This is a genomic window from Enterococcus sp. AMC1157 (genome assembly GCF_058216555.1).
The window spans coordinates 317,048-333,438 of record NZ_CM177099.1 but is presented as its reverse complement, the minus strand read 5'-3'; the positions used below and the strand labels follow the sequence as shown (position 1 = coordinate 333,438).

Below are 16,391 nucleotides of genomic sequence, written 5' to 3'. Positions count from 1 at the left end.
AACGTTCTATTCATTTGTATTCCTGTTGTTCAGAATATATATTATTATACCCAATTTCTTATTGAATTGCATCAAAAAAAGAAGCTTTACATAGTAGCTTCCTCTTTAACCAAGAAAAACTAGCCATCATCGCTTCGTTTGTTTAATGAAGGTATTCTTTTGTAGTAATTTGCGTAGAAGAAAGCTTCTGATTCATTACTGACAAAAATACTGGAAAATCTTTTTTCTTTAATCTCAAATCAAGTTCTTTGCCTTGAAAAATCAAGCGAATGTTAAGATTTTGAACTTGTATCTCCTGGATTTCATTATAGTAAATAAATTGTTTTTTCCAAAACCTAGCAAATGAAACATCTACACCAGATTCAGTAAATGCAAGCTTGCGTTTTCGGGATAAATATACCAATAACACACACATTATTAGAAAGAAGAAACTTTTCCAGTGAATAGTTGCTCGCTCTAAAATAAATATTAAGCCTAAAAATAAACAGATCCAAGTGATTGACCAATAAATAATTGCTAATGAATTTTCTAATTGCCAAGGAATTTTTTTTCCCATCTAGTCTCTCCTTTCTCCTTATTTAAATATCTAGTATAATACTTTTAGTTGAACTAACTTAGTGAAAAGGAGTTATCCTATGATTAAAGCTTATATCGATGCAGCAACTAAAGGTAATCCAGGTCCTAGTGGTGGTGGAATTATGTTAACTGGTGAGAACATCTATATTCAAGAGTCCTTTCCTTTACCTGTCATCAGTAACCATCAGGCAGAATTTGCAACCTTTTGTCGATTGCTAGACTTTTTACAGGAAAGTAAGTACACCGATCAAACAATCATGGTTTATACTGATAGTAAAATTTTAGCACAAACTGTCGATAAAAATTATACCAATAATGCAGATTTCAAAAAATATTTAGAGGATATTCAAGAAAAACTTAAGTTTTTCCCAATGTTAATTCTACAATGGATTCCTGAAAGTAAAAATAAAGGAGCCGATAACTTAGCTAGACAAGGGCTCCAGAAAGCTTTAAAATTACAAAATCGGTGAAAGTAAACGAGAGAAATTTTGTTTAAAGCGTAGCCAGTTGGATTGATTTTCAATCATTTCCTCGGTTAGTAATGTCGATTTTTTGATATCTTCTTCAAAAATAGCTGCTAAATCTTGTGTAATCTTTTCGTTATAAACAAACACATTGACTTCAAAGTTTAAAGCGTAACTTCGGATATCTTGGTTGGTCGTTCCAAAAGATGACACATAATCATCCATAATAAAGGTTTTTGCATGAAGAAATCCACCTTCATAAATATAGATTTTTACTCCCCGACGTTGTAAATAATTCGCATAGTGTTGCGTTGCTCGATATATAAATGGATGGTCTGGTTTTGATGGAATCATAATTCGAACATCAACTCCTGATCGAACTGCAATTAATAAAGCGTTTGTCATTGAATCATCCGGAATCAAATACGGTGTCTGAATCCAAACCCGCTCTTCCGCGGCCAATAACATTTTAACAAATCCACCTTTTAAAATTTGTTCTTCTGATTCTGGACCATCCGCAACCACTTGTAAAGTAACGTCCCCCGCTTTATCCTTTTCAGGAACTACAAAATAGCGGTTTTCGTATTCTAAAGCATCTTCGGGATTTAAAATAGAAGCATTCCAGTCTCGAATAAAAATTTCTTGTAAGGAGAAAGAAGCAGTTCCAGTGATTCTACCATGTGTGTCTCTCCAGTAACCAAATTTAGGAGTGACATTTAAGTATTGATCGCCAACATTAAAGCCTCCAGTCCAACCAATCATTCCATCAATGACAACTATTTTGCGATGTAAATGATAATTTAACCGTGTTTTACGAATAATATTTCGTGAAGTAATGAATGGAATCACTTTCCCTCCAACTTCGACAAGTGGTCGGAAAAACTTCTCAGTCGTTTTTCCTCCCCAAGGGTCAAATACCACACGAACTTCTATCCCCTCTTTGGCTTTTTCGATTAATACTTCTAGAAACTGATTGCCAATTTTATCATCAAAAAATGCATAATATTCTACATGGACATTATCCTTTGCCTGTCTGATATCTGCAAATAATTGTGCGAATTTTTCTTGTCCATCCGTAAAAAACTCAACGTGATTTCCACGAGTTACAGGTGATTCTTCCATATTAGCGAAATACTTTTTTAAAGGTCCGACATCTTTTACTCGGGGTGAGGGTGGAAATAATCGGTTATTTGTTTCTATAATTTCATTAATTTCAGCAATTCGATTTTGATGGTCTTCACTAAAGCGGTAGACCGTCTCTCCATCTATTCCTCTCCCTACAAAAGCGTACAAAATAAAACCAATCCCCGGTAGAAAAAGCAACGTCATCATCCAAGCTAATACACTTGCAATCGAACGAGGTTTTCTAAAAACTGTCACAATCGCTATAATTGTGTTGACAGTCAGTAATCCCCAAAACACTTGATAAGCGATTGATATATCCAACATTACTTCCATGTAATCCTCCTAAAATGCTTTTTCAGCTTTATTTTATAATAAATAATTATGATCAAACGTAATATCTAGTTTGTATTCGCCTAAAGTGTCTAGAACAGCTCTTTGAATACTGCGACGTAGTTCCTTTTCAGATAAAGAAAAAGCTTCAGGAATAACCAAATCAAACTGTAAGGTTTTATCAATCACGCGAAAATCGTGAATTCTTAGGCCTTGGTCAATATGAAAAATAATTGAATTCATAGTATTAGCGATGGTTAAGTAGTGAATGTCTTGAATCGCAACTGGATCTAGATGACAAACTAAATCCACACCTAATTGTTCTTGAAAATCCTTTTCAATCGTATCAATTACTTGATGAGCCTGCATCAGTGTCCAAGAAGAATCTACTTCAATATGTACAGAAGCAAAGCGTTTTCGAGGACCATAGTTGTGTACCAATAAATCATGGTAGCTTAAAATGTTAGAATAACTAGAAAGTCTCGCTTCCATTTCTTGTATTTCTTCTTGATTTGGACGACTTCCCAATAACTCACGAACAAAGTCTTGTACCATTGAAAACCCACTATAAATAATATAAAGTGCTAATAAAAATCCGACATAACCATCTATTAAGACATCTGTATACCATTCGAATAATGCAGAGAATAACACAGCTAAAGTCGTGTAAACATCATTAAAGCTATCCTTACTAGAAGCTTTTAACGTCTCTGAGTCAATATTTTTAGCTAGCTTTAAGTACATTCTTCCTTGCCAAATTTTGATTAAAACAGAAAGAACTAACACAATAAATAGGTATTTAGAAATTCTCACTGGTTCTGGTTGAATCATTTTGCTTACAGATGACGTTAGAAACTGAAAACCAACAAACGTAATAATCAAAGAGATAACTAAACCACTGATATATTCAAAACGTTCATGTCCAAATGGATGGTCACTATCTGCTGGTTTTGCTCCTACTCGAAAACCAATCAAAGTCAAAATAGAAGCAATAAAATCAGACAAACTGTTCATTGCATCCGCCATAATCGATACCGATCCTGCTGTAAAACCAATTAAAAATTTTCCTATAAAAAGAAGTAGATTAGAAATTAAGCCTAAAATACCCGCTAATTCACCAATTTTTGTTCGCTGTCTTTTTTTAACGTAACGCTTATTTATTCTATTTAATAAAAATTGAACCATGACTCAAAACTCCTTTTTACACTTCATGTTATTTTACCCCGAAACTACTAGTTTCTACAAATTTAAAACTACTAAACACTTTTTTTAGATAGAAATGACAACCACTCATACTAAATTACGAATAATTAGAAATAAAATAATACATGAATAAACATTCAGTTAGTCAAAAATTTGAATATTTTTAGGTTTTAGGCTGCTCGAAAAATGAACGTCATAGGCAACGAATTTCAACCTTTGTTTCCGCTAAAAGTAGCTTTTTAATCATCTATAGCTAGCAAATTTAATGACTAAAATGCACATAAAATGATTTTATCCTATTTAGATTTTTGGAAATGAGAGAAGCACCTAATCTTTAACATTAAAAAGAAGCGGGAAAAATCCCGCTTCTTTTAATATATTTTCTATTCCTTTTTACTTGTTAAGCCAATTTGCTACTTCTGCCAATGCGTCAGCAATTCCTGCTGGATTTTTCCCACCAGCTTGTGCCATATCAGGACGGCCACCACCGCCACCGCCAACTTTAGGAGCAATTGCTTTGATTAAATCGCCAGCTTTTAAGCCTTTGGCAATAGCTTCAGGACTAACAGCCGCTAATAAATTAACTTTGTCATTTGCTACTGTTGCTAAAACAAGGACTTCAGAAGTTGCTTTTTGTTTCCATTGATCAGCCAATTGTCTTAATTGATTCATATCTTTCACGTTGACTTGAGCGGCAATATAGGAAACACCTTGTACTTCTTTAACTTCTTTAAAAATGTCGCCAGCTTGTTGATTAGCCAATTTACTTGCTAAAGCTTCGTTTTCTTTTTGAGCTTCTCGCAATTGTTGTTGTAGTTGTTCCACACGAGATACTGTTTCTTTTAATTGAGGTGCTTTAACGATTTGTCCAATTTCACGTAAACGTTGTTCCTCTTGACGTAATAATTGATAAGCTTCTTGACTAGTTACAGCTTCAATCCGACGTACACCTGCACCAATTCCTGATTCCGAAACAATTTTGAAAATACCGATAGCTTCTGTATTTACTACATGATTCCCACCACAAAGCTCAATTGACCAATCTGCTACGTTCACAACACGTACATCATGACCGTATTTTTCACCAAATAAAGCCATTGCACCCATTTCTTTAGCAGTATCAATATCTGTTTCAACTGTTGTTACAGGTAAAGCTTCCCAGATTTTTTCATTCACAATTTGTTCCATTTGTTGTAATTCATCTGCAGTTACTTGACCAAAATGAGTAAAGTCAAAACGCAAATGACCTGGAGCAACTAAAGAACCTGCTTGATTTGCATGTGCACCTAGAACTTCTTTTAATGCCTTATGCAATAAGTGAGTTGCTGTATGATTTTTGATGATGCGATTATGACGAGCCGCATTTACCACTAATGAATAAATTTTACCCTCTTCTACTGTTTCATGAATGCTTACTTGATGTAAAAATTGTCCATTCGGAGCTTTTTTAACATTTTCGACAGTTGCAAGCACTTTCCCAGATTCGTCAAGAATAGAACCTGTATCAGCAATTTGTCCTCCCATTTCAGCATAAAACGGTGTTTCAGCAAAAATTAATTGAGCCGTTCCTTCCGAAGTTTTAGAAACCAATGCTTCTTCTTGAACAATCACTAATAGTTCACTAACTGCTTGCAAACGTTCATAACCAACATATTGACTCTCGACTTTAATATCCGTCAATAAGGCTGATTGCTCACCCATTGATAATTCTGTATTTCGAGCCGCACGAGCACGTTCTCTTTGTGCTTCCATTTCTTTTTCAAAGCCTGCATGATCTACTTTTAAACCAGCTTCTTCGGCAACTTCTTCCGTTAATTCAACAGGGAAACCGTAAGTATCATAAAGTTTAAAAATATCGGCACCATTTAAGGTATCTTTATTTTCAGCTTTCACATTTGAAATGACGTGATTTAAAATTTCTAAACCTTCATTAATTGTTTCGTGGAAACGCTCTTCTTCGTTACGAACCACTTTTTCAATAAATTCACGTTTTTCTAGTACTTCAGGATAATAACTTTCCATAATTTCGCCAACTATAGGAACTAGTTTATATAGGAAAGCTGATTGAATTTGCAATTTTTGACCATGCATCACCGCACGGCGCAATAGACGGCGTAAGACGTATCCTCTTCCTTCATTAGATGGCAACGCACCATCACCAATCGCAAATGATAAAGCACGAATATGGTCAGCAATTACTTTAAAAGAGACATCCGTTGTTGCATCTGCCCCATATTTAACTTGACCACTAATTTTTTCAATTTCATGGATAATTGGCAAGAATAAGTCTGTCTCAAAGTTGGTTGGTGCATTTTGAATAACAGAAACCATTCGTTCCAATCCCATTCCCGTATCAATATTTTTATTAGGTAATGGTTCGTAGGTATCATCGGGTTTGTGGTTAAATTCAGAAAATACTAAGTTCCAGATTTCCAAATAACGTTCATTTTCGCCACCTGGATAATTTTCTGGATCATCCTCTGCTAAATTATTAAAAGATTCTCCACGATCATAGAAAATCTCGCTATCTGGTCCACTTGGTCCAGCACCAATATCCCAAAAATTATCTTCAACTTCGACAACATGGTCATTTGGCAAACCAACTTCTTCTAACCAAATACGTTTTGCTTCTGTATCTTTTGGATAAACTGTTACATATAGTTTTTCAGGATCAAATCCAATCCATTCTGGAGAAGTTAAAAATTCCCACGCCCAATGAATCGCTTCTTCTTTAAAATAATCACCAATTGAAAAGTTTCCTAACATTTCAAACATCGTATGATGACGAGCTGTACGTCCTACATTTTCAATATCATTGGTACGAATTGATTTTTGAGCATTCGTAATGCGAGGATTTTCTGGAACAATCGAACCATCAAAATATTTTTTTAGCGTAGCAACACCAGAATTAATCCAAAGTAAAGTTGGATCTTCTACTGGAACTAATGAAGCGCTAGGTTCAACACTATGTCCTTTCTCTTTAAAAAAATCTAGGAACATTTGGCGAACTTCGGCACTTGTTAACTGTTTCATTCTTTTTTCTCTCCTTTATTTCAATTAAATAGTATTTTTTGAAGCAAACAAAAAGACACCTCTGCAAGCCAAGGACGTTTACACGCGGTACCACCTTGGTTGCAATGATGTCGGATCATTACCTCTTAAGCTCGATAACGCTGAGAAGCGTTGATATTTCTACCAAAAAATTCAAGGGAGCAACCAAATAGATCACTTGTTTTTCTCTCAGCGTTGAAAAACTTTCTGTAAAGTTAAATACTATTGATTATGACCTTTTCTACTTCACAAAGTATAGGCAAAATCAGCTAAAAAGTCAATTTTTTTCTTTGTTCTTTTCAAAATTTGCTACCTCACTGCGAATTTGGCGCTGCACTACGAGAGAGTCTTGCTTAGGTCAGCCCGGAACCGCTCCAAGCCTCTCTCTTCGTTACGCTGAAGATTGATTAACAGTATCTGTTGTACTTATTTATGCCATTATTTTTTCCTCTGTGTCACTTAAATATAAAAATTTTTGAAAGCTAACTAGCGTAACGGAACAACGGAAGCTGCTCCGTCACCGTGAAAGAGGAGCCAATGTGAACTACTGTAACTTAACGCTTAAGCGATTAGTTACAGTTTGAAGCTTGGCAGACTGGAGACTACTGGCTCCAGTTTGTCCCACGGTCGACAAAAGTAGACTTCGTTGGGTAGTGTAACGCATGGATTAGAAAGATAACTGTGCAGGGTAACTTCACTGCGAGAAGTCTCACTTAGTACAGTCAGAAACTGCTCCAAGTCTGTCGTTTTGAAGATTACCATGTAAAGATAGACTTTAAAAGATTCATTCTGAGCGAATAATGATCGCTTTACGATAACTGTAATCACAAGGCTCTAATTGTTCTTCATCGGCAATCATTTTTCGAGAATGATAATAAGACGATAACGGCATGGTATCAAATAAAGGATGCCCTGTTAATTCCATTTTTTCAAGCTTTAATCGTTTTGAATCTGTAACTTCCCAACGTTTTCGCTGGCTGTCAATAAGCAAACCAAACATGTTTTCCTGTTGCATTTTTTTTAAGGTCTTTTTACCGTAAAAGCTCAGGTCTTGCTCAACTTCATTGCCCCAACGAAATAATTTTCTCGTTCCAGCCCCCACTGCATATTCCCATTGATCTTCATCCAATAAATCAAACACTTCATCGTGTGTCTTTTTAAGTAATATTTTACGACTACAAGTTTGATGCAGGTACACACGATAAGTTTCCGTTTCAGCTTGCAAGAAAGCATAAAAATGATTGGCTTCATAAAGTTCATCCGGTAACTGCCAAGTCAAACTTTCTTCAAAGCTTGTTGGTTGTTTAAAGTAACTGCGAAAATCTTTTTCAATGGGTGCAAATGCTTCAACCAAGCCAGTAAATTCTCCAGTGATTGTATCAAAGTTCCCAATAAAAGTAGTACCTGTTGGTAAAGCTTCTTTTTGAACTAACATTGGCGGAATTTTTACTTTCCTTAAAGGACTAGTAGATTCATTAACAAAAATTTCCCAATCATCCGCATTGCTAAATCCGTAGCTCTCAGCTAACTGTTCAAAATAGGCAGTCTTTGTTTCTGGTTCACAATCCCAAGATATTACTGGTAATCCTTGAACACCTAAATCCCAGCCTAGAATTGCTTTCTGATTTCCGGGAATCAAAACAAAACGTTCACCATCGATGGAACACTCAAAAGTTCCGCACTTCACACCAGCTAATTCAAACTCACAATATTCTACCTCGCCAACTTGTTTTAAAGGACTGACAAAGTACATCAAAACCTGACTAATAACTTGAATTTTTACTTCAATAGATAAGTTTTTCCAATTGCTCCATTCCAATGCTTCAAAAAGATTCACTGTTGTTCTCCTTTTCTTCTTGTTCTCTGATAAAATTAGTATAACATCAAAAAGAAAAATGCAGCAGCTTTTTCTGAAATCCTTCATATTATTTAAAATAGGAGTGAAAAAATGGAACAAGGTTTAGCACCAGTATATGACCAACAAACAGAGATTTTAATTTTAGGTAGTGCACCAAGTCAAATATCTTTAAAAATACAAGAATACTATGGTAATAAGGGAAATCAATTTTGGAAAACCGTCTTTCAAGCATTAGATGTCCCTGATCCAGTAAATTATCAAGAGCGTCTCCAACTCTTAAAAGTCAATAAAATTGGAATTTGGGATGTCTACCATAGCTTTGAGCGTAAAGGAAGTATGGATCATCATTTCAGCAGCAGTACTTTAAATAATTTTCAAGAAATTCTCACACAGGCACCCATTAAAAAAATCATTGCCAATGGGAAAAAAGCCTTTGAAGAAATTCAGCAAAATCAGTTGTTTGAAACTCTTGAAGTCATCCCTTGTCTCTCAACCAGCGGAGCAAATAATGCCCGTATGAAAGAACGCCAACTTCAATGGAATGCGGCTCTAATCAGCAAAAGACATGACAATGATGATAAATAATCATTCTTCCATTTGTCTACGAATGCTTTGGACCCATGAATCAAACATTTTTATTTGCATTGGCTGATAAGAATAATCTTTCGCAGAATTAAAATTGTCAATAATAAAAATTGCTTCGTCCAACACTTCAGATATTGTCTTTCCTTTGATGTCTATAAGAATTTCATTTGGAAGTAACGGACGTTGATTCATTTTTCTAGTCGCTCGTTCCAATGTCTCAACATCCACTAAGCCCGGAAGGTCTCTGTGAAGCATTTGATTACGATTTTGTTTCATATCAGATGAAAATAATTTAAGACAAATAAAATCTTTACCTTTGAAAAGTAATGGAATTTCTCTGGCTCTCCAGTCATCGTAATCTAAACAAATGATATATTTATAGCCTAAACTATGGAAATTATTTACTCAAGAAAGTAGTGATTTCCATCAAGTCTCCTCTTCTAAAACAGCCGCCTGATTTACATCTTCCACATAGTTATAAAATTCGGGTATCATATGTTGTTCAATATAAACTCCAAATCCCTTTGCTAAAGTTGACTTACCTACTCCCGTTGGTCCATTAATAAAAATAAAGTCCTTCATCTTTTTTCCTTTCTATTCCAAAAACATAGTTCATATTTTTTAACAAAACCTTTTTCCAAGCCCTTTCTACTGTACAGTACTGACACAAATGCTACCATATCCAAAAATTGAAGAAAATGAAAAAACGGATGCAAACACGCATCCGTTTTTTTAATGTTAACTATTTGAATTTTTTTTGTTTTTACGAGCTGTACGTGTTTGTTGACGACGTTCCACTTTACGTTTTGCTTTATTACTCTTATCAATTTCCCATTGAATTTTTTTCTTATATCCTGGTTTGATATTTTTCTTTTTCTTCTTAACTAACCCTTTTAACGTTGGGTCTAGTTCATCACGGTTTTTTTCACGTTTTTTACGACGGTTACGATCATAACTATCTACGATTTCGCCTTGTTTAATTTCTTTAGGTTTAAAAGTTACCCCTAAATCTTCAATAGCAGCAATCGATTCTTCATCACTTGGTCCATATAAAGTGATTGCAGTTCCAGATAATTGATTACGCCCAGTTCTTCCCACTCGGTGAATGAAAAAGTCTAAATCATCAGGAATTTCTGTATTGATTACATGAGAGACACCCTCAATATCAATTCCTCGTGCAGCAAGGTCCGTTGCCACGACATATTGAAAATCTAAGTTTTGAACTTGACGCATCACACGTTTTCGTTCACGAGGGGTAATATCTCCATGAATTTTGGCAACTTTTAATCCTTGTTCACGTAGATAATCAGTAATCTCATCCACTCTAGTTTTTGTATTTGCAAAGACTATCGCTAAATAAGGATGACCGATCGTTAATAAATCATAAATTAAGGCATTGGTATTTTTTCCTTTTGTTGGAATCAACCAGTTATCAATGGTTTCTGAGATAACTGCCTTAGGTCGAATTTCTTCAATCAATGGATTTTCCATATATTTTTTAAGAAACGGACGCAGTTTTTCCGGAATAGTTGCTGAGAAAACGAGCATTTGCAATTTTTCTGGTAAGCGGCCAGCAATTTGGTCAACTTCTGCTAAAAAGCCCATGTCTAATGTCATGTCAGCTTCATCAATAACAAATGCAAATGCTGTATGAACAGCCAAAGCTCTTTCGTTCATCATATCCAAGATTCTACCCGGTGTCCCGATAACTAAGTGAGGTTGCTGATTTTTCAAACGGTCTAATTGACGTTGTTTGTCAGTTCCACCAACAAAATTTGTTACTCTAATTTCTGGTGTTGAAAATTGAGCAATTTGTTTTGCTGCTTGATAAATTTGTGTTGCTAGTTCACGACTTGGAGCCGTAATTACCACTTGAACTTCATCTTTATTAGGATTGATTTTGTTCATCAAAGGTAACAAAAACGTATGAGTTTTCCCACTACCTGTTTGTGATTGTCCAACGACGCTAGTGCCTTTTTTTATAACAGGAATCAATTTTTCCTGTACCTCAGTTGGCTCTGTAAAATTTTTATCTTGTAGTGCTTGATAAATAAATGGCTGAAATGCAAATCCTTCGAATGACATTTTAGCACCTTCTTTCTTTTTGGAATCTTTCAAAGTATAGCATACTGCTAGCAATAATCCTATGAAGATTTACTTTATACAATAAAATTATATTATAATCAATTATTATTTAACGTCAAAGCCAAATGAAACTTGAAACTTCCAGAATAAAGCTCCAAAAGCTCATGGGTCATGTGAGACCGCCACGAGCCTCTTAAGAGTCTCTTTGGCTGCTGACCTTCAAATTCTGACTAAGTGTTATCACACACTAAGTCAGAATAATTCATTCAGCTCTTTAAAACACGATCCATGAATTTTTTCCGCATTCTTCTTCCAGTTTCTAAAAGTAAATTTACTCTCCTAAATAAACAATACAGCAATTTTCAGTTTAAGAGAATTCAATTTCAAGACTGTAAGTCCAATCTGGTAAGAAAATCTTCATTGTAGACTAAAGATGAGGATGAATTATGCAGTGTTGGAAGGAGTGTTTTTCTACTTCCTACTCTGCATTTAAACTCCGAAAGGTTTGAGACTCGCTAGAGGCTCAAACCGGTCTCCTACAATGTGTGGTTTTCGGGACAGATGGACTGGAAGGTTATCAGATTTTTCTTTGACTATAAATAGCAAAGATCATTGTGATTACTTGATGAATGTAGTTTCTTCGTAAATATTTTTCAAATAGATTATTTTGCAGTATCATAGTTCTAGAGGGTTTATTTCAAAGAACTATTATTAAACAAAGGGGTTGTTTTTGATGTTAACAAGTTTCTTCGCTTTTGGCGTTCCTTTATTTTTACTTATTTTATATATAGGTTTTAGTATTTTTAGAAAAAAAACGCAAATTCCTTATTTAGGTTTTGTTCTTTTTACGATTGCAGGCTTTTTGACTGCCTTTAGTCTTCAGGTCATTCAGCAAGCTATAACTGAAATGACCAACACGAATCAGTCTTTCCTAGAAGACACATATGGTTATCCCCTCTATCTACTGCTCATTCCACTAGCAATAGGTATTTTGCTAATTATCTTGAATGCTTACCGTGGATATAAACGATTAAAAGTCATTCGTCTACAAACGAAATAATACGATTAAAAAGCAGGACAGAAGGTCGAAACCGACCACTATCCTGCTTTTAAATATCAAAAAATTCGTAATACTTAACCTCTATGGGTCTGACTGGTTTGCCATGGGATAAAATGTCTAAATCCAATCGAACATAGTCTTCTTTGACAACAAAGTACAAATTGTCCTCCATTGCTTGTTCGATATAAGATAAAACTTCTTCTTCATCACCATGAAGTTCACTGCAAATTTCTTCTATTTGCTCAAAGACTCGAGGATCTTTTAAAACAAAGTACTCCTCTTGATATTTATAAACTGCCACTTGATACGAACGAGTCAGTGATTTTGCTGAAATGGTAAAAAAACACTCTTCTACATTACTGATAACTTTAGAGAGTTCTTTTGGTTTAAGTTTATGCTGAAAAAACATGTTACGGTCTGACTCCTTTCCTCTTCTATTATATGAAAAATCTGACAAAATGGAAAAAAATAGCTTTTGAAATTAAATTTTATTAAACTTTCCACTCATCATAGAATTCTTTTAAAAAGTCTTCCATAAAGTTTTTTCTGCGTGTGGCTTCTTTTCTGGCAGCATTTGTATTCATTTTTTCAGGTAGTAAAAATAGCTTTTCGTAAAAATGATTAATTACCGTTGTTCCTTTGCGATACTCCTTTTTAGATTGAAAAGCAGTTGGTGCCAAGTCTTCGTCATGAATTGGATGACCATGACCGCCACCAAAATAGGCTGTTCTAAGAATACCAATCGCACCTAAAGCTTCAATACGATCCGCATCTTGAACAATTTGCCCTTCTAAAGACAATTTTTGTTTCCCTTGTTCAATCTCTTTTGAAAAGGATAAATTTTGAATAATCGATAAAATAGCAGTTATTTCTTCGTCAGAAAATAAAAGAGATGCGAGATAAGATGTTAATTCAGCTACAGCCAATTCTTCATTTTCCACTACTTTATCATCAATGACATCATGTAAATAAGCACTGGCCAAAACAATTTCTTGATTCACATTTAATTGGTCTTCTTGAATAATTTTAGCTGATAAATGTGCCACTCGCTCAACATGGAGAAAATCATGGCCTGTTTTTTCATTATTTAATTTTTCTTTAGTAAATGCTATCACTTGATCTAAACGTTCCATTTCTTCCTCCCTAATATCAGTTATTTGTGATTTCCCAACAAATGACCCGAACAATTCTAAAAAAAGGGTTTCTTTTTAGAATGCTCGAGTCATTTACCCTAATCATTATCTGTAATAAAACAAATTGTTTTACTCATTTATTTGATAAACGTCAAAATAAATTTTTCGTAAATAAGTTAATAAATAGGTCGGATTAAGCGTCTCTCCAGTAGCATCCAAAATAATTTGGTTTGGTTTTTTAGACGCTCCAAATTGATGGATATGCTCTGTTAACCAGTTTTTAATAGCTGAATAATCATCAGAGCCTAAAATTTGGTTGACATCTAACTCTTTTTCCATCGCATGCAACAATTGTGCAGCGTACATATATCCTAAAGCATAAGATGGGAAATACCCAAAACTTGCACCAGACCAATGAACATCTTGCAGAATTCCTTCCAAATCATTTTCTGGACGAATTCCTAAATATTCTTCATATTTATCGTTCCAAATTGCTGGTAAGTCTTCTACATTAACTTCACCGTTAAAAATCATTTTTTCAATTTCATAACGAATAATAATATGCAGAACGTAAGTTAAACTGTCTGCTTCAATCCGAATCAAACTTGCTTTGGTACGTTTTAAGCCACGATAAAAGTCTTCAAAGCTAACATCATCAAATGTACCTTCTGCACATTCTTTAAAGAATGGGTATTGAGTTTCCCAGAAAGAGCGATTGCTACCGATGATAATTTCGTTAAACAAAGATTGAGACTCATGAATACCCATAGAAGCCCCTTCGTGAACAGGCGTATATTCGTATTTTTCGTCAATATTTTGCTCATACATCCCATGTCCAGCTTCATGAATCACACCAAATGTTCCCATTGAAAAATCATACTCATTCCAACGAGTCGTAATACGAACATCATTATGGTTAATACCTGTTGCGAAAGGATGAATCGTTAAATCTAAACGACCACGGTTCATATCATAACCTAAATCTTCGATCACTTTCACAATAAATTTACGCTGTTGTTCGGCACTCATAAATCGAGATAAAAATTCTGTATCTGGTTCTGTTCCTTTTTCCGCCAACTCTTCACGGATAGCCATAATGCCGTCTCTTACTTCTGAAAAAACAGGATCTAAAACTTCTACTGTCATATTAGGTTCATATTGATTCAATAGTACGTCATAATTCGTTGCCTCATCTTTTTTCCAGTAAGGAATTAAAGCTTTTGTTAAACGAATATTTTCAGAAAGTGCTTCTTTAAACACATCAAAATTACGAGAAGATCTCGCTTTCTGCCAAGCACTGTGAGCCGTTGAAGTAGCACGAGAATATTCAGTCATTAATTCATTTGGTACTGCATGATTTAATTCATATTCTTCTTTTACCAATTTAAATGCTGCTTCGCCAACTTCAGACAATTCTTCTGGATGATCATTAAAATAAGAAATGGCTTCCGTAATTGTTGGTCCCACTTTTTTCTCAAAATACTTGCCATACAAATAACTTGAGACCTCGCCACGATAATCACTAGCTTCTTCAGGCATACCAGTTTGCGAATCCCACTCTAAAATAGAATACGCTTGCTGTAACAAATCAATTTCTTTTAACTCTTGTAAAAATTCTTGTTCTTTCATCGTGTAGACTCCTTTAATATACTAGGCTACTTCGCTTTGATGTAATCAAATTTTCAAAGGAAATTATTCTTCAACTCTTGGTTTTCTAGGAGGTCTTGTTCCCCAATATTGGAACAAATCAGTTCGTAAAGCTCCATTATACAATTTTCTTTTTTTCGTTGCTTTGGCTCCGTAAAATTCTTCAAAAAGTAAATCACTTGTTAAGATATATTTACTCCAAGTTTTTAATGGACGGAAAACCTCACCCATTTCCTTATATAGACGGCGAACAGTTTCTTCTTCCCCCAAACGTTCTCCATATGGTGGGTTGGCTAAAATAACTCCGTAGTCTTTTTCTGTTTTAAAATCTTTTAAGGCTTGTTGTTTGAAGCTAATCGAATCCCCTAAGCCAATTTCTTCTGCATTCGAACGAGCAATTTCAATCATTCTACCATTGATATCAGTTCCCATAATATCTAATTCCACGTCATAATCAGCAGCTTGATCAGCTTCGTCGCGAACTTTTTCAAAGACTTCTGATTTGAACCAATCCCACGATTCACAAGCAAATTCACGATTAAAACCAGGAGCAATATTATGTCCAATTAATGCAGCTTCAATACAAAGCGTTCCTGAACCACACACAGGATCTACAAAAGGACGGTCTTTACGCCAATTTGTCAGCATGACTAATGCTGCCGCCATATTTTCTTTTAATGGAGCGCCACCTTTTTCTAAACGATAGCCACGCTTAAATAAACTTGGACCCGTTGTATCTAAAGTCACCATAACATGATCTTTTAATAAAGCCACTTCCAACTTAAATAAAGCGCCCGTTTCTGCCAAAGGAACACTTGCTGGTCGATGGTAATAATCTCTCAAACGATTAACAATCGCTTTTTTAGTGATTGCCTGACAATCTGGTGTACTATAAAGCTTTGACTTAATTGATTTTCCTGCGACTGGAAATTCTGCATCTAGTGGTAAAAAATCTTCCCATGGCAAAGCTTTAACTTTTTCAAACAGTTCGTCAAAGCTAAAGGCATCAAACTCACCTACAACAATTTTAATCCGGTCAGCTGTTCTCAACCATAAATTGGCTTTAGCAATCGTCTCCATCGTTCCTTTAAATCTAGCTCTTCCATTTTCAACCTGACATTCAATCCCCATGTCACGCAATTCTTTTCCAACTAATGCTTCTAATCCACTGGCAGCTGTTGCAACTAATTGAAATTCTTGATTTTCTTTCATTCTGCACTCCTTTGATTTTGGTCCTTGCTATCTAAATAGTTCGTATTGTCTGATAAAAAAAA

The 16,391-nt window shown here is 34.9% G+C and carries 15 protein-coding genes; 3 read left to right on the top strand and 12 right to left on the bottom strand.

All coding sequences use genetic code 11. From position 1 onward, the window contains the following. Positions 1-142: 142 nt before the first annotated feature. Positions 143-556, bottom strand: coding sequence for an EbsA family protein (locus AC4BBX_RS01645; protein WP_490454739.1), 414 nt, complete (start codon positions 554-556; stop codon positions 143-145). 79 nt (positions 557-635) lie between these two features. Here AC4BBX_RS01645 and AC4BBX_RS01640 point away from each other — a divergent pair, with 79 nt between their 5' ends. Continuing rightward, positions 636-1,046, top strand: coding sequence for a ribonuclease HI family protein (locus tag AC4BBX_RS01640; protein ID WP_490454738.1), 411 nt, complete (start codon positions 636-638; stop codon positions 1,044-1,046). On the opposite strand, the gene cls is transcribed toward AC4BBX_RS01640, so the two are convergent. The 4 genes from cls to AC4BBX_RS01620 form a co-directional block, all read right to left on the bottom strand. Continuing rightward, a complete protein-coding gene (gene cls, locus AC4BBX_RS01635; protein ID WP_490454737.1) occupies positions 1,032-2,498 on the bottom strand; it encodes a cardiolipin synthase in 1,467 nt (488 codons plus the stop codon). The genes AC4BBX_RS01640 and cls overlap by 15 nt on opposite strands. A gap of 33 nt (positions 2,499-2,531) precedes the next feature. Continuing rightward, a complete protein-coding gene (locus AC4BBX_RS01630) occupies positions 2,532-3,680 on the bottom strand; it encodes a cation diffusion facilitator family transporter (protein ID WP_490454736.1) in 1,149 nt (382 codons plus the stop codon). A gap of 411 nt (positions 3,681-4,091) precedes the next feature. Beyond that, positions 4,092-6,731, bottom strand: coding sequence for an alanine--tRNA ligase (gene alaS, locus AC4BBX_RS01625; protein WP_490454735.1), 2,640 nt, complete (start codon positions 6,729-6,731; stop codon positions 4,092-4,094). 802 nt (positions 6,732-7,533) lie between these two features. Continuing rightward, positions 7,534-8,586, bottom strand: a complete 1,053-nt coding sequence (locus tag AC4BBX_RS01620) for a DUF7278 family profilin-like fold-containing protein (RefSeq protein ID WP_490454734.1) — start codon at positions 8,584-8,586, stop codon at positions 7,534-7,536. A 111-nt stretch (positions 8,587-8,697) separates the two neighbouring features. Here AC4BBX_RS01620 and AC4BBX_RS01615 point away from each other — a divergent pair, with 111 nt between their 5' ends. After that, entirely contained in the window at positions 8,698-9,192 is a 495-nt protein-coding gene (locus AC4BBX_RS01615; protein WP_490454733.1) for a DNA-deoxyinosine glycosylase, read from the top strand. Here the strand turns inward: AC4BBX_RS01615 and AC4BBX_RS01610 are convergent, their stop codons facing one another. The 3 genes from AC4BBX_RS01610 to AC4BBX_RS01600 form a co-directional block, all read right to left on the bottom strand. Continuing rightward, a complete protein-coding gene (locus AC4BBX_RS01610; protein WP_490454732.1) occupies positions 9,193-9,468 on the bottom strand; it encodes a hypothetical protein in 276 nt (91 codons plus the stop codon). It lies immediately after the preceding gene. A gap of 150 nt (positions 9,469-9,618) precedes the next feature. Then, positions 9,619-9,774: an ATP-binding protein gene (locus AC4BBX_RS01605; protein ID WP_490454731.1), complete on the bottom strand. Its 156-nt coding sequence runs from the start codon at positions 9,772-9,774 to the stop codon at positions 9,619-9,621. A 156-nt stretch (positions 9,775-9,930) separates the two neighbouring features. After that, positions 9,931-11,277 (bottom strand): DEAD/DEAH box helicase, encoded by a 1,347-nt coding sequence (locus AC4BBX_RS01600; protein ID WP_490454730.1) that lies wholly within the window; start codon positions 11,275-11,277, stop codon positions 9,931-9,933. A gap of 733 nt (positions 11,278-12,010) precedes the next feature. Between AC4BBX_RS01600 and AC4BBX_RS01595 the strand changes: the two genes are divergently transcribed. Further along, entirely contained in the window at positions 12,011-12,337 is a 327-nt protein-coding gene (locus AC4BBX_RS01595; RefSeq protein ID WP_490454729.1) for a hypothetical protein, read from the top strand. A gap of 49 nt (positions 12,338-12,386) precedes the next feature. Here the strand turns inward: AC4BBX_RS01595 and AC4BBX_RS01590 are convergent, their stop codons facing one another. The 4 genes from AC4BBX_RS01590 to AC4BBX_RS01575 form a co-directional block, all read right to left on the bottom strand. Further along, entirely contained in the window at positions 12,387-12,746 is a 360-nt protein-coding gene (locus tag AC4BBX_RS01590) for a hypothetical protein (protein ID WP_490454728.1), read from the bottom strand. Between the two features lie 82 nt (positions 12,747-12,828). Further along, entirely contained in the window at positions 12,829-13,470 is a 642-nt protein-coding gene (locus tag AC4BBX_RS01585; RefSeq protein WP_490454727.1) for an HD domain-containing protein, read from the bottom strand. 129 nt (positions 13,471-13,599) lie between these two features. Further along, positions 13,600-15,099, bottom strand: coding sequence for a carboxypeptidase M32 (locus tag AC4BBX_RS01580; protein ID WP_490454726.1), 1,500 nt, complete (start codon positions 15,097-15,099; stop codon positions 13,600-13,602). A gap of 63 nt (positions 15,100-15,162) precedes the next feature. Beyond that, positions 15,163-16,329: a THUMP domain-containing class I SAM-dependent RNA methyltransferase gene (locus tag AC4BBX_RS01575; RefSeq protein WP_490454725.1), complete on the bottom strand. Its 1,167-nt coding sequence runs from the start codon at positions 16,327-16,329 to the stop codon at positions 15,163-15,165. Positions 16,330-16,391 lie beyond the last annotated feature (62 nt).